Below are 13474 nucleotides of genomic sequence, written 5' to 3'. Positions count from 1 at the left end.
CGGCAGGCGGAACGGGAAGGCGGAACGGGAAGGCGGCTCGGCAAGGGGAACGGCAGGGGGAACAGCAAGGGACGAGCGACTTAGGTTAGCCTAACCTAATGTCATACGATCTGGTCAACGGCCTGCTGGAGCGCGGGCCCTGACCGATCGGAGACACTCGCCGTGCCGCTCACCACGACCAAGCAGGCCGTCCGCGAGCACGTCCACGCTCGACGCGCGGACCTGCTCGCGCTCAGTCACCGCATCCACGCCCACCCCGAGACCGCGTTCGCGGAACACCGGGCGGCGGCCTGGTGCGCCGAACTGCTGGACGCCCACGGGTTCGCGGTCACCGCACCGGCGGCCGGCCTCGACACCGCGTTCACCGCGACCCTCGGCAGCGGGCCGACGACCGTCGCGCTCGTCTGCGAGTACGACGCACTGCCCGGGCTCGGCCACGCCTGCGGACACAACCTGATCGCCGCCGCCGGCGTCGGGGCGGCGCTCGGGCTCGCCCCGCACGCGGACCGGCTCGGGCTGACGGTGCGCGTGATCGGCGCACCGGCGGAGGAACGCGGAGCCGGGAAGGCCCTGCTGCTCGACGCGGGCGTGTTCGACGGGGTGGACGCCGCGATGATGGTGCATCCGTGCCCGGTGGAGGTCGCGGACTTCCGGTCGTTCGCGCTCGGCACCCTGTCCGTCCGCTACACCGGGCGCACCGCCCACCCGAGCCTCAACCCGCACGAGGGCCGCAACGCCGCCGACGCGCTGACCGTCGCCCAGGTCGCCCTCGGACTGCTGCGCCAGCACCTCCCGCCGCAATGGCGCGTCCACGGCATCACGACGGCCGCCGGGACGGCGCCCAACCTTGTCCCGGACAGCGCGAGCGCCGAGTACGAGCTGCGGGCGACGGCGGCCGAGGACCTGACGGAGTTGCGCGAGCGCGTCGAGGCCTGCTTCCGCGCCGGGGCGCTCGCGACCGGCTGCGGGGTGGCGCTGACGCGGCCCGAGCCGGACTACCTCGACATGCGCGGCGACGCCGGGCTGCTCGCCCTGTGGCGGGCGAACGCGGCGGCGCTGGGGCGCCCGGAACCGGTCGAGAGCGGACCGTTCGCCTGCACCGACATGGGCAACGTGTCGCACGCGGTGCCGGCGATCCACCCGGTCCTGGACATCACCGGCGGCACGTGCGCCCCGCACGAACCCGCCTTCGCGCAGGCGGCGGTGTCGACGGAGGGCGACCGCGCCGTGCTCGACGGCGCGGTCGCCATGGCGTGGACGGCGGCGGACTTCGCGGCGGGCCGGGCGGCGGTGGCGGAGGACTGACGGGGGGACCGGGGGCGGGTAACAGATGACAACTTTCAGATAACAGATTTTGAAATCTGTTATCTGAAAGTTGTTCGCTGTCTTCTGTCGGCCGTCAGCCGTCAGCGAGCACGATCGCCGCACCCGTCCGCAGCGGCCAGAAGTACGCCCACGTCGGCAGCCCCGTCTGAAGCACCCGGTCGTCCGGGCCCAGCCGGTACGCCGCCTGGAGCTCGCGCACCCGGCGGTCCGCTTCGCCGTGCGTCAGCCGGGCGGCCGACGGGCGGGAGCCCGGGCCGGGGGCGACGCACAACGGGTGCTGCGGCGTCAGTGCCCTGGGCGGGTCGGTGGCGAGCCCGCCGCCTACCGCCAGGTCGTCCTCCTCCAGCACCAGCAGCGGAGTCGCCGCGGCCGGGACGCCAGTGTCTCCCGGCTCCCCCAAGTGCCCAAGCTCTCCCGGCTCCCCGAGCTCCCCCGGCTCCGGGACCAGGAACGCCGCCCCCGACTTGGCCACCGCCAACAGCGCGGTCAGCTGGTCCACCGGTCTCAGCCGGCCCAGCCCGACGACCGTGCCCGGCCGGGCACCCCGGGCGGCCAGGGCGCGCGCCAGCCGGTTGGCCGCCGCGTTCAGCTCGCCGTACGTCACCACCGCCCCGCCCGCGAGCACCAGCGCGGGTGCGGCGGGCGTCCGGGCGGCCTGCGCCTCGACCGGGCCGATCACGGTGGTCGGCGGGTGCTCAGCCGCCCGCTCCGGCCGCGCGCCACCGATCACGGTGACCGCCACCGCAGGCGCGACGGCGGGTGCGACGGCGGGTGCCCCAGCCGGCGCAACCACGGTCAGCGCAACCACGGTCAGCGCAGCCACGGCCGTCACGCCGCCGCGCCCAGCAGCGCGGCCCAGGCCCCGACCTCCGGCCGCTCGGCCAGCCGCACGAACGCGACGTCCGCGCCCTCGGCCCGCCAGCGCTCGGCGAGCGACATCAGCCGCACCGAGTCCAGCCCCCAGTCCGCCAGGTCCTCGTCCAGCGGGATGTCCGCCGGGTCCTCGCCGAGCAGGTCGGCGACCTCGGCCCGGATCCGCTCCACGGTGAAGGCCATGGCGCTCACTTCCCTTCCAGCATGCTCAGGACGGCGTCGGTGGTGGTGACCTGCCCGCAGCGGCCGGCCACCCAGGCGAGCGCGGCGCGGTGCTCGTCCGGCCCGAAGTCGGCGACGGCGTCGGCCACCACGAAGGCCGGCAGGTCGCGCATCCACGCGTCGCAGGCCGTGGCCTGGACGCCGATGTGGGCGTAGACGCCGGTGATCACCAGCTGGTCCCGGCCCTGTTCGCGCAGCAGGCCCGCCAGCTCGGTGCGGACGAAGGCGCTGTACTTCCACTTGGTCAGGACGGTGTCCCCGGGGGCCGGTGCCACGGCGTCGGCGATCGCCACCGCGTGCGGGTCGTCCGGGATCCCGGGGCCCCAGAAGTCCTGCTGGAGACCGCGTTCGATCGCGCTCTGCCCGCCGGGCTGGGCCGAGTACACGACCGGGATTCCCCGGGCGCGGGCCGCCTCGGCCAACCGCCGGACGTTGCCGAAGAGTTCGGGCACCGGGGCGGCGGACGTGTCGAAGGCGGAGAGGTAGTGGTTCTGCAGGTCGTGCACCAGGAGGACGGCGCGCGACGGGTCGACCGTCCAGGCCACCCGGTTGGCGGGCAGCTCGGCGGCGCCGGGCATGGGGTACGAGGGGATGCGGGGCAGGCCCACGGCGTCACTACTTTCGGTTCGGGCCGACGTTCGGCCCGACGTTCGGGCCAATATTCAGGGCGGCGTTCGGGCCGGCGTTCGAGCCAGGGGCCGTACGGAGGGAGGCGGCGATGGCGGCTCGCAGGCCCTTCTTGCTCACCTTGCCGATGCCGGTGGCGGGGAAGGCGTCGACGAACTCGACCCGGTCCGGCACCTTGTAGTCGGCGAGCCCGCGCCCGCGCACGAATCGCTTCAACTCGACGGCCTTCGGCTGGTGTTCGCTTTCGGCTCGCCGCAAGACGACGTACGCGCAGGTGCGTTCGCCGAGGTAGGGGTCGGGCATCGACACCACGGCCGCGTCGTGCACGGCCGGGTGGGCGAGCAGGTGGTTCTCGATCTCCTCGGCGGCCACCTTCTCGCCGCCTCGGTTGATCTGGTCCTTGGCGCGGCCCTCGACCACGAGATGGCCGGTGGAAGTGCGCCGGACGAGGTCCCCGGTGCGGTAGAAGCCGTCCGCCGTGAAGGAGTCGGCGTTGTGTCCGGGCGCGTTCCAGTAGCCGCGGATCGTGTACGGGCCGCGGGTGAGCAGGTGGCCGGTGGTCCCGTCCGGCACGTCCCGGTCGTGGTCGTCGACGACCCGGACCTCGTCGTCCGGGGAGATCGGGCGGCCCTGGGTCGTGGCGATGACGTCGTCGGGGTCGTCCAGGCGGGTGTAGTTGACGAGCCCCTCGGCCATGCCGAACACCTGCTGGAGCGTGCAGCCGAGGAGCGGGCCGACCCGGCGGGCGGCCTCCTCGCTGAACTTGGCGCCGCCGACCAGCAGGACCTCCAGACTCTCGAAGCCGCACGCGCCGCGCTCGGCGGCGTCCAGCCACAGCAGGGCGAGCGGCGGTACCAGGCCGGTGATCGTCACGCCCTCGCGCCCGATCAGCGGGAACGCCGTTTCGGGGCCCGGCCGCGGGCAGAGCACCACCCGGCCGCCCGCGTACAGCGTGCCGAGCGAACCGGGCGAGCTGAGCGGGAAGTTGTGCGCGACGGGCAGGGCACACAGGTAGACGCTGTCCTGGTCCAGCGCGCACAGCTCGACGGAGCCGCGCAGGGAGTAGATGTAGTCGTCGTGGGTGCGCGGGATCAGTTTCGGTACGCCGGTGCTGCCGCCGGAGAGCTGGAGGAACGCGACCTCCCCGGGCTGCGGCTCGCCGAACTCCCCTCCGAGGGGCATGTCGCAGGGCAGCACATCGCAGGGCACGTCGGCCAGCCGCACGTGCCCCCCGGGGTCCTCCCCCGCCACCAGCACCAGCCGCAGCCTGGGACTCTCCGCCTGTACCCGGTCCGCCAGTTCGCGGTAGTCGAAGCCCCCGTCGACGTCCGGGATCACGTACGCGACCGCGCCCGTGAAGGAGCAGAAGTGCCCGATCTCGGTGTACCGGTGGGCGGGCAGCGCGAAGACCGGCAGCGCGCCGATCCGGAACAGCCCGAAGACCACCTCGAAGAACTCGGCGACATTGGGCAGTTGGACCACGACGCGATCCCCGCGCCGGATCCCCCGGGCCAGCAGTCCGGCGGCCATCCGGTCGGCCCGGCGGTCGAGTTCGGCGTACGTCCAGCGCCGTCCCTCCCCCGCCGGATCGACGATCGCGACGCGCTCGCCGTGCGCGGCGGCGCGTTCGCGCAGCATCCGGCCGAAGGTCTCGCCGCGCCAGTGCCCGGCGGCCCGGTAGCGCTCAGTGAACTCGGCCGGATACGGGGTGAATCCGGCCAGCACCTCGTCCATGGGCGTCACCTCGCTCGGAGCCGTCGCCTCTTCCGACCCCGTCGCCTCGTCCAGCCCCGTCGCCTCTTCCGACCCCGTCGCCTCGTCAAGCCGACTCATCGCGGCACCCCCGCCGCGTCCAGGAAAGTGCGGAACTTGGCCTCGGTCTCGGCGAGTTCGGCCTCCGGCCGGGACTGCGCGACGACGCCCGCGCCCGCAAAGACGCGCAGGGTGCGCTCGTGCGCCTCGGCGCAGCGGATGGTGACCACCCACTCGCCGTCGCCGTCCACGTCCCCCCAGCCGACCATGCCGGCGTACAGGCCGCGGTCGAACGGTTCAGTCTCGCCGATGACTCTGCGGGCGACGGGGGTCGGGGTGCCGCACACCGCCGGGGTGGGGTGCAGCGCGGCGGCCAGTTCCAGCGCGGAGGCGGCCGGGTCGGCCAGTTCGCCGGTGATCGTCGTCGCGAGGTGCCACATGGCGGCCGTGCGCACGAGGGTCGGCCGCGCCGGGATGTCGAGGGTGCGGCAGTACGGTGCCAGCGCGGTGCGGATGGCGTCGACCACGACGGCGTGTTCGTGCAGGTCCTTGGGCGATTCCAGGAGGGCGGCCGCCCGGCGGACGTCCTCGCCGAGGTCGGCGCTGCGCGGCACCGAGCCGGCCAGCGGGTTGGCGAGGACGGCCGTTCCCCGGCGGGAGAGCAGGAGTTCGGGGCTGGCGCCGATCAGCGTACGGCCGCCGCCGGCGGGGACGGCGAAGGTGTACCCGCCCGGGTCGCGGCGGGCGAGGCGCTGGAGGACGGCGGGCAGGTCGAGCGGGGCGCCGGAGGTCAGTTCGAGCGTGCGGGCCAGGACGACCTTGCTCAACTCCCCTGCGCGCAGCCGTTCGACGGCCGCCGCGACGCCGGCGCCGTACCCGGCTGGCTCGGGTACCGGGCGCACCTGCCAGTCCACCTGTTCGGCCGGCGGTGCGGGGAGGGCTATCAGCGGGTCGTCGCGCAGTGCGCCGGTGGCGCGGACCCGGACGGGCACGGTGAGTTCGGCCCGCGCGTCGTGGTCGAACGCCACCGCGCCCACCACGAACGGTCGTTCGACTCCAGCCCGGCGGGCGTCGGCGAGCGTGGCGGCCACGCGGGCGGGCAGCGGGCGCCCGTCCTGCGGCACCCGGGCAAGGACGCCGGAGGTGAGCAGGGTGCGGGTCGGCGAGGCAAAGAAGGCCTCGTCGGGGGCGGCCCGGTACTGGCCGAGCAGGCCGCTGGCCGCGCCGATGACGGTGTGGTCCGGGGCGGTGGTGGCCGCGGGGGGATACGGCGGGTCCCCGACGGGGGCGTGGTGGACCGTGGTCACCTGGAGTCTCCAGTCTGCGTGGGGTGGACGTCCGGGAGCTGCCCGGGAGTTGACGGCCGACGGGGGCCTGGGGAGGCGTCGGCCGGGAAGGACCGGAAAGGACCGGAAAAGGACCAGAACGGGCCTGAGAAAGAGCCTGGGGAACGGAACGGCGGCCCGAGGGCCCGATCCGCCCGTCAGGCGCGCAGGGTGGCGCCGCCGTCGACGTACAGGTCGTGCATGGTGATGTGCCGGGCCCGGTCGGAGACCAGGAACAGCACCGCCTCGGCGACGTCGGCGGGTGCGGCGATCCGACCGAGCGGGATGCCGATCCGCCAGGCGGCCAAGTCGCCGTCGATCACGCGTTGTTGGGCGGCCTCCGCGTCGTCGCCCCAGAGAGAGCGCTGCATCGCGGTGTCGGTCGAGCCGGGTGAGACGATGTTGCAGCGCACGCCCGAGCGGGCGAGTTCGAGCCCGAGGCAGCGGGTGAACATGGTGGCCGCCGCCTTGGAGGCCGCGTAGGCGGCCATCCCGGCGCGGGGCACGCTGGCGGCATTGGAGCCGACGGTCACGATGGCACCGCCCCCGCGCTCGGCCATCCGCCGGCCGGCCGCGCGGCACGCGTGGAACACCCCGTTGGAGTTGACGGCGAAGATGTCCGCCCAGTCCCGGTCGGAGAGTTCGACGGCGGGTGCGGCACGAAGGATCCCTGCGACGTTCACCATGGCGCCCAGCGGCCCGAGTCGGGCCTCGACGGACGCCACGACGGCCTCGACGGCGGCCGGGTCCGTCACGTCCAGGACGTACGGGCGGATGGCGGGCGACTCCTCGGCGAGCGCGGCGAGCGCGCCGGCGTCACGGTCCGCCGCCGCGACGACGGCCCCCTCGGCGACCAGCGCCCGGACGACGGCCGCGCCGATGCCCCGGGCGGCCCCGGTGACCAGGGCGACCGTACCGGCGAGTTCGGACTGCAGCACGGACTTCCCCTCCGACCAGCTCTCTTAGGTAAGGCTAACCTAACACAGCTGTTCGTCCACGCCCAGACGCCGGGAGGCACGGCGCTCCCGCGACCGAACCACCCCGGACACCCGGCCTCCTGAAGACCCGACAGCCCGAAGCGCGGCGGTCCGAAGCGCGACAGTCCCAAGCACCGCAGCCCGAAGAGCAGCAGCCCGCCCATCGGAACCCCGCCGGCCCACAGCTCACCGCCCCGTCCGGCCCCCACCCCCCGCACCGCGCCGGGCCGCCACCGCGTCCGTGTAGAGCTCTGGGGTGAAGTCGCCGTCCTCGATGCCGAGCTCGGCCATCAGCCCGCGCACAACGGCCAGCGCCGGGGCCAGCTCGCCCGAGCCCTCGGCGGCCGTCGCGTTCCACCGCGTAGTTGCGGCAGCGCTTCTCGAAGGCGAGCCGGGGCAGGTACCCGAGGCCCCGGGCGATGCCGTGGGCGGCTCCGGCGTCCGCCACCGCCGTCTCGTGCTCGGGCTTCGAGCCGGACGGTCCGTCCACCCGGGGGCCCTTGTAGGTGAGCAGCGCGCGCCGGGATCCGTCCGCGCCCTCGATCTCGCGGATCCGCAGCTCCCGGTCGCCGTCGAGCAGTTCGCCGCCCGGCGTGTCGTAGGAGGTGTCCCGGTACACCTCCGCCCGCCCCGGACCGTACCCGCCCTCCAGGTGGCGCAGGACCGCCCCCGGTCGGCGCACGAGCGCCTTCAGTTCCGCCTCGATCATCCGTCCGCCTTCCGGGCCGCACGACGGCGCCATCCGGACGGTGCCACTCAGACGGCGCCAATCGGACGGTGCCACCCGACGGTCCGCCCCGGGGGCCGATCCTGCCGTCGTCCGCACGTGCCGAAAACCGGGTGCCGCCGCGCGCCGGCTCTCCTAGCCTGGCGTGCATGTGCACGCGATCTCAGACCTCCCGGCGCCACTACGTCTGCGTGTCCTGCCGGGTGTCGATGAAGCGCCACGGCGCACCGGGGCGGGACGGGTGCCCGCGCTGCGGCGGGCAGTTGACGGACGCCGGGCACGACCTGGAGGTGCCGGGGAAGCGGGACGACGCCGGCTGGCGGGCGCTCACGGCGCTGCTGGGCGCGGGCGTGACGTTCCACTCCTCGTGCTGCGACGGGCCCGGCTGGCGCCCGCGCACGCCGCGCGAGGTCCGCGAGCGACTGGCCGCGTCGCGCGGCACCGGGCTGTCCGCGGCCGCGGCGCTGACCACCCGGGACGTCGGCGAGCTCAGTGCGCGGCGGCGGGAGCGGGCGCGAGTCCCGCGCAGCCGCGCAGGCCGTCGCGCCGCTTGAGCGCGGCCTCGGCGGCGGCGCCGGTGACGGGCACCGGAACGCCCCGGTCGTCGACCGTCGCCGGGGCGAACGCCTCGCCGGTCACCCGGCCGTCGCCGGTGACGGTCAGCGTGGTGACGCCGGTCTCGTTCGAGAACGGGTAGTTGGAGGTGCCGTACCAGAGGAAGTTGCCGAAGCCGTACCCGATGTAGGTGTTCCCGAGCATGCCGGAGCCGACCATCGTGTGGGCGTGGGTGCCGACCACGGCGGTGGCGCCGGCGGCGGCGAGCTTCTTCGCGATGGACGTCTGGTCGGCGGTCGGGCAGGCCTTGCCCTCCTCGCCCCAGTGCAGGTAGACGAGGACGACGGAGGCCTGGCGCTTCGCGTCCTCCACCGCCTTGACCACGGCGGGGACGTCGAGGGCGGAGGCGATGCCCGGCTTGGCGGCGCCGGCGCGCCACTTCTGGTTGGTGAGGTCCTCGATCTGGCTGGCCGCGACGACGGCGACCTTCACGCCGCGCACCGTGGAGACGTACGGCGCGTACGCCTCCTTGGCGGTGCGGCCGACGCCGATGACCGGGATCGGCGCGGAGTCCTTGGCCGCGAGGGTGTCGGCGAGGCCGTCGGCGCCGAAGTCGACGGCGTGGTTGTTCGCCATGGAGACGACGTCGACGCCGGAGGCCTTGAGGGCGTCGAGCGCCTTGGGCGTGGTGCGGAAGGTGTAGAGCTTGGGCTCCGGGGCGCCGCGGCCGGTGATCGCGGTCTCCAGGTTGAGCACGGACAGGTCGGCGTCCGCGAGGGTCGCGGAGATCGGGCCGAGCGGCGGCTCGGGCGGCTGCACGGCGAGCCGGGCCTCGGTGCGGCCCTCGAAGTGGACGTCCCCGGCGAAGGCCACCCGGATGGTCCCGTCGGGCCGCGGCGCCGTCGGCTTGGCCGTCGCGGGGGCGGGAGCTGCCGCGGAGGCGGTCGGCGCGGAGGAGCCCTTCCCCGAAGCCGCGGCCGACGGGGCGGCGGCGGACGCGGAAGCCCCGGATGCAGAGGCTCCGGCCCCGGACGCCGCGTCGTCGGGCCCGCACGCGGCGACACCCGTCAGCCCGAGCAGGAGCGCGGTGCAGGCGGCAGCGGACGAGACGGCGCGGCGCATGAGTGGTTCCCCCCGAGATCAACACCAGCAGCAAGACGAAGCGGCAACGCAGAGCAGCACGACGGAGCGGCCGCGCGGAGCATCGGCACAAGAGCGGTCAGCCTACGTCACGCACCCGCGCGGTTTCGGCACCGTTCGGACACAGTGCGGACAAGACCGGAGCCGGAACCCACCCGCCCGAAGCCAGGACCCACCCGGCCAACGGGGGGGTGAACCCGCCTGAGGACGGGCCACGCCCCGGCCCGGTGCGCCATGCTGAACCCCGACACGCTGAACCCCGACACGCTGCACCCCGACACCCGCCGTCCAGGACCCCGGAGCCGCACCCCTCCCATGGACACCACGACCACGGACGACTTCACCCCCGCCGAACGCGCCCGCGGCCGGGCCCTGCGCCGCGCCCAGCTCCCGTGGGCGCTGGGCGGGCGGCTGACCGGTCTCGCGCTCACCCTCGTCCTCGGCCTCACCCCCGCCGGGGCGGGCCTGGTGAGCGCCGTCGGCGGCTGGTTCGGCGGCTCCCGCACGGCCGAGGTCCTGGCGGGCGCGGCGGCGCTGGTCGTGCTCGGCCAGGCGGCGCAGCTGCCGTTCGGCGCCGGCGCGCGGACCGTCCGGGCCCGGTACGGGCTGGTGACACAGGGCTGGGCGGGCTGGGCGCTGGACGCGGTGCGCGGCCTGGCGCTGGCGCTCGTGCTGGTCCTGCCGCTCGCGCTCGGGCTGTTCGCGCTGACGGCGTGGTCGCCGCAGCGCTGGTGGGTGTCGGGGGCGGGCGCGGCGGCGGTGCTCGTCGGCGCGCTGTCGTTCCTGCACCCGCTCGTGGTCGAGCCGGTGTTCAACCGCTTCACCCCGATGCCGGAGGGGCCGCTGCGGACGGCGCTGCTCGCGCTGGCGCAGCGGGACGGCGTCGGGATCCGCGACGTCCTGGTGGCGGACGCCTCCCGGCGGACGACCGCGCTGAACGCGTACGTGTCGGGGCTGGGCGCGACCCGCCGGATCGTCGCGTACGACACGCTGCTGTCGACGGCCGAGCCGCGCGAGGTGGAGCTGGTGGTCGCGCACGAGCTGGGGCACGTGAAGCACCGGGACGTCCTGACCGGCACCGTGCTGGGCGCGGCGGGCGCGGCCGTGGCGGTGGTGGTGCTGGGTCTGCTGGGCACGTGGCGGCCGCTCCTGGAGGCGGCCGGGGCGGCGGACGCGGCGGATCCGCGGGCGCTGCCGCTGCTGGCGGCAATCGGGGCGCTGCTGGGCGCGCTGTCGGGGCCGGCGCAGTGCGCGGCGAGCCGCCGGATCGAGGCCAGGGCGGACCGGCACGCCCTCGAACTGACCTCGGACGCCGAGCAGTTCATCGCGATGCAGCGCAGACTGGCACTGGCCAACGTGTCCGATGTCGACCCGCCCCGGGTGCTTGAGCTACTGTTCGCCACTCACCCCAGCGCGACCCGCCGGATCGCCGCCGCCCGCGCGTGGCGGGCCGAGGGCACGAGCGCCGACGGGACACCGGGCGGACCGGCGGGCGAGTCGACCGACGGGCCGACGGACCGGTCGACGGACGAGCCCACGGACGGGCCGACCGGCGGACCGGCGGGCATCCCGCCGAAACCCGTTGTATAGTGCAACAAATCCCGAGGAGGTAGGACGCCGTGCCCGGCCGCCAGACGTCGATCGACACCATCCAGCGCGAGCTGACCGCCTTCGCCCGCCGCGCCCGCCACAAGGCCTCGCAGCTGCACCCTGACCTCTCCCTGGTCACCTACAGCATCCTCGACCTGATCACCGAGCGCGGCGGCTGCCGGGCGGCCGACGTCGCGGCGTACTTCATGCTCGACAAGTCCACCGTCAGCCGGCAGGTCACCGCCCTGGAGCGGCTCGGCCTGCTGCGCCGCGAGACCGACCCGGACGACCAGCGCGGCCAGATCCTGCGCGCCACCGACGCCGGGCTCACCCTCCTGCGGGACGCCAACGAACAACGCCGGCTGGCCTTCACCGAGCGCTTCACCGACTGGTCCGACGCCGACGTCTCGCGCTTCGCCGACTACCTCGCCCGCTACGGCGCCGAGGGCTGACCCTCCCCGGACGCCCACCGGCTCCCACACCGGACGCCCACCGGCCCCCGCGACGGCCGCCCACCACCCACCGGCCCGCACCCGTCGCCCGCCACCCACCGGCCCCCGCGACCGCCGCCCGGGGTGCGCCGCACCGCCCCCACGGTGTACAGAGGAGAGGTGCCACTACGGCAGCGAGACCGTGACCCGCGCCCCCGCGACCGCCGCCGACCGTGGCGGCTCGACCGCCGCGCGCTGACGGCGCTGCCGCTCGCGCTGATCGTCGTCATCACGGTCGTCGACATCCTCTCGCCGCCGGACATCCACCTCGGCCCGCTGCTGATCGTGGCCCCGGCGCTCACCGCCTCCCTGGCCGGCGCCCGCGCCACGTTCGGCGTCGCCGTGCTCGCGCTCGCCGCGCTCGCCGTCATCGGCGGCGTCCGGGAGGCGGGCCTCACCACCACGAACATCCAGACCCAGCTCGCCGCTCAGCTCGCCGTCTCGGTGCTGATCGTCACCCTGCGGGTGCTGCGCGACCGGCACGAGCGCGAGCTGGCCCGGGTCCGCTCGGTGTCCGAGGCCGCCCAGCGGGTGCTGCTGCGCCCCCTCCCGGACCGGATCGGGCCGCTGCACCTCGCCTCCGTCTACCTGGCCGCCGAGGCCGAGGCACAGGTCGGCGGGGACCTCTACGCGGCGGCCCGCACCCCGACCGGCACCCGGCTCCTGGTGGGCGACGTGCGCGGCAAGGGCCTGTCCTCGCTCGGCGACGCGGCGCTCCTGCTCGGCGCCTTCCGCGCCGCCGCCCACCTGCACGCCGAGCTGCCCGGGCTCGCCGCCTACCTGGACGGCAGCGTCTGCTGGGACCTCGCCCAGCTCAGCGCCCAGGCGAGCCACCGGCGGCTGGTCGGCGGCTCCGGCGACGGGCCCGAGGAGGACGCCGGGGCGGATGACAGCGGCGAGTCCTTCATCACCGCCGTCCTGCTCGACATCCCCGACGACGGCACCGAGGTCCGCCTGATCGACTGCGGCCACCCGCCCCCGCTGCTCCTGCGCGCCGACGGCATCACCCCGCTGGCCGCCGACCACCCGGCGCCGCCGCTCGGCCTCGGCGAACTGGCGCCGGGCGAGTACCGGGTCGAGGTGTTCCCGTTCCGGCCCGGCGACCGGCTGCTGATCTACACGGACGGCGTGATCGAGGCCCGGGACGCCCGCAAGCGCTTCTACCCGCTCACCGAACGCGTCACGGCCTGGCAGGCCGACCGCCCGTCCGTCCTCCTGCACCGCCTGCGCCGCGACCTCCTGGCCCACGTCGGCGGCCACCTGGACGACGACGCGGCGATGGTCGTGGTCGAGCGGCTCCCGGACGACTGACGCACCGGACCGGTCAGGGCTTGTACGGCAGCTGGGGCACGTCGTAGCAGGTCGTCGTCATCGACGGCACCTGGGTGACCCAGCCGCCCGCGCCGCCCCCGGCCGAGTCCTGCCAGCGGGCGGCGTTCAGGCAGGCGCGCACGGGGCCCGCGGGCGGCGGCTCGGGGACGAAGGAGGCGGGCAGGATCAGGCCGTGCGCGTCGTACGGCTCGGCGCGGTTCATGAACGCCTCCACGCAGGCCCGGGTGAGCGCCGCGCCGCACGAGTCCATCGCGTCGGTGAGCCACTGGGCGCCCGCCCAGCCCTCCAGCTCCCAGGCGGACAGCTGCGCCGCCCGGTCGGGGTAGTAGCGGGCCATCGCCGCCCGGAAGTCGCGCACCGCCGGGTACTGCCGGTCCTCGTAGTTCAGGCTGGACGAGGTCGCCCAGAGCGCGTTGCGGCAATCGGGTGAGGACTGGTAGTGGGTGCGCTCGGGCTCCGACCACTGCTGCTCGTGGCTCACCTTCGCCTGCTCCCCAGCCCCCGCGTCGTCCGGGGCGCGGGCCAGGGCCGCGGGGC

14 protein-coding genes are annotated in these 13474 nt (G+C 75.2%); 5 read left to right on the top strand and 9 right to left on the bottom strand.

All coding sequences use genetic code 11. The features are described 5' to 3' along the window. Positions 1-162 precede the first annotated feature (162 nt). On the top strand, positions 163-1305 hold the full coding sequence (locus ACFV4G_RS03910; protein ID WP_380436143.1) for an amidohydrolase: 1143 nt from the start codon (positions 163-165) through the stop codon (positions 1303-1305). Positions 1306-1399: 94 nt separating this feature from the next. On the opposite strand, the gene ACFV4G_RS03905 is transcribed toward ACFV4G_RS03910, so the two are convergent. The 7 genes from ACFV4G_RS03905 to ACFV4G_RS03875 all read right to left on the bottom strand — a co-directional run bounded on the left by ACFV4G_RS03905 (position 1400) and on the right by ACFV4G_RS03875 (position 7811). Continuing rightward, positions 1400-2158: an AMP-binding protein gene (locus ACFV4G_RS03905; protein ID WP_380436141.1), complete on the bottom strand. Its 759-nt coding sequence runs from the start codon at positions 2156-2158 to the stop codon at positions 1400-1402. Next, positions 2155-2382: a phosphopantetheine-binding protein gene (locus ACFV4G_RS03900; RefSeq protein WP_380436139.1), complete on the bottom strand. Its 228-nt coding sequence runs from the start codon at positions 2380-2382 to the stop codon at positions 2155-2157. Before ACFV4G_RS03900 ends, ACFV4G_RS03905 begins: the two co-directional genes overlap by 4 nt. A gap of 5 nt (positions 2383-2387) precedes the next feature. Continuing rightward, positions 2388-3029, bottom strand: a complete 642-nt coding sequence (locus tag ACFV4G_RS03895; RefSeq protein WP_380436137.1) for an isochorismatase family protein — start codon at positions 3027-3029, stop codon at positions 2388-2390. A gap of 7 nt (positions 3030-3036) precedes the next feature. Then, a complete protein-coding gene (locus ACFV4G_RS03890) occupies positions 3037-4782 on the bottom strand; it encodes a (2,3-dihydroxybenzoyl)adenylate synthase (protein ID WP_380436229.1) in 1746 nt (581 codons plus the stop codon). A 95-nt stretch (positions 4783-4877) separates the two neighbouring features. After that, positions 4878-6107 (bottom strand): isochorismate synthase DhbC, encoded by a 1230-nt coding sequence (gene dhbC, locus ACFV4G_RS03885; protein ID WP_380436135.1) that lies wholly within the window; start codon positions 6105-6107, stop codon positions 4878-4880. 176 nt (positions 6108-6283) lie between these two features. After that, on the bottom strand, positions 6284-7063 hold the full coding sequence (locus tag ACFV4G_RS03880) for a 2,3-dihydro-2,3-dihydroxybenzoate dehydrogenase (RefSeq protein WP_380436133.1): 780 nt from the start codon (positions 7061-7063) through the stop codon (positions 6284-6286). A gap of 34 nt (positions 7064-7097) precedes the next feature. Further along, positions 7098-7811, bottom strand: a complete 714-nt coding sequence (locus ACFV4G_RS03875; protein ID WP_380436132.1) for a class IV adenylate cyclase — start codon at positions 7809-7811, stop codon at positions 7098-7100. 167 nt (positions 7812-7978) lie between these two features. Between ACFV4G_RS03875 and ACFV4G_RS03870 the strand changes: the two genes are divergently transcribed. Beyond that, positions 7979-8383, top strand: a complete 405-nt coding sequence (locus tag ACFV4G_RS03870; RefSeq protein WP_380436130.1) for a hypothetical protein — start codon at positions 7979-7981, stop codon at positions 8381-8383. Here the strand turns inward: ACFV4G_RS03870 and ACFV4G_RS03865 are convergent. Then, positions 8319-9506: a CapA family protein gene (locus tag ACFV4G_RS03865; protein ID WP_380436128.1), complete on the bottom strand. Its 1188-nt coding sequence runs from the start codon at positions 9504-9506 to the stop codon at positions 8319-8321. The two genes, ACFV4G_RS03870 and ACFV4G_RS03865, sit on opposite strands and share 65 nt — an antisense overlap. Before the next feature lie 333 nt (positions 9507-9839). On the opposite strand from ACFV4G_RS03865, the gene ACFV4G_RS03860 reads away from it, so the two are divergent. From ACFV4G_RS03860 to ACFV4G_RS03850, 3 genes are all read left to right on the top strand, one after another. Continuing rightward, the gene (locus ACFV4G_RS03860) at positions 9840-11114 is read left to right on the top strand and encodes a M48 family metalloprotease (protein WP_380436126.1); all 1275 of its coding nucleotides are present in this window, start codon (positions 9840-9842) and stop codon (positions 11112-11114) included. 29 nt (positions 11115-11143) lie between these two features. Continuing rightward, positions 11144-11566: a MarR family winged helix-turn-helix transcriptional regulator gene (locus tag ACFV4G_RS03855; protein WP_380436124.1), complete on the top strand. Its 423-nt coding sequence runs from the start codon at positions 11144-11146 to the stop codon at positions 11564-11566. Between the two features lie 159 nt (positions 11567-11725). Further along, complete coding sequence (locus tag ACFV4G_RS03850) at positions 11726-12916, top strand: PP2C family protein-serine/threonine phosphatase (protein WP_380436122.1); 1191 nt, start codon at positions 11726-11728, stop codon at positions 12914-12916. Positions 12917-12929: 13 nt separating this feature from the next. Here the strand turns inward: ACFV4G_RS03850 and ACFV4G_RS03845 are convergent. Further along, the coding region (locus ACFV4G_RS03845) for an ABC transporter substrate-binding protein (RefSeq protein WP_380436120.1) at positions 12930-13474 on the bottom strand (545 nt) is incomplete at its 5' end.

It is taken from the genome of Kitasatospora sp. NPDC059747, from assembly GCF_042732955.1.
In the GTDB taxonomy this organism is placed as follows: domain Bacteria; phylum Actinomycetota; class Actinomycetes; order Streptomycetales; family Streptomycetaceae; genus Kitasatospora.
The sequence above is the reverse complement of the archived record's forward strand: the minus strand, read 5'-3'. Positions and strand labels throughout refer to the sequence as shown.

Excerpts from the sequence above, each read along its gene's own strand:
- ACFV4G_RS03900 (WP_380436139.1), bottom strand. The coding sequence starts at position 2,382 with ATGGCCTTCACCGTGGAGCGGATCCGGGCCGAGGTCGCCGACCTGCTC.
- ACFV4G_RS03890 (WP_380436229.1), bottom strand. The coding sequence starts at position 4,782 with ATGGACGAGGTGCTGGCCGGATTCACCCCGTATCCGGCCGAGTTCACT.
- ACFV4G_RS03875 (WP_380436132.1), bottom strand. The coding sequence starts at position 7,811 with ATGATCGAGGCGGAACTGAAGGCGCTCGTGCGCCGACCGGGGGCGGTC.
- ACFV4G_RS03870 (WP_380436130.1), top strand. The coding sequence starts at position 7,979 with ATGTGCACGCGATCTCAGACCTCCCGGCGCCACTACGTCTGCGTGTCC.
- ACFV4G_RS03865 (WP_380436128.1), bottom strand. The coding sequence starts at position 9,506 with ATGCGCCGCGCCGTCTCGTCCGCTGCCGCCTGCACCGCGCTCCTGCTC.
- ACFV4G_RS03860 (WP_380436126.1), top strand. The coding sequence starts at position 9,840 with ATGGACACCACGACCACGGACGACTTCACCCCCGCCGAACGCGCCCGC.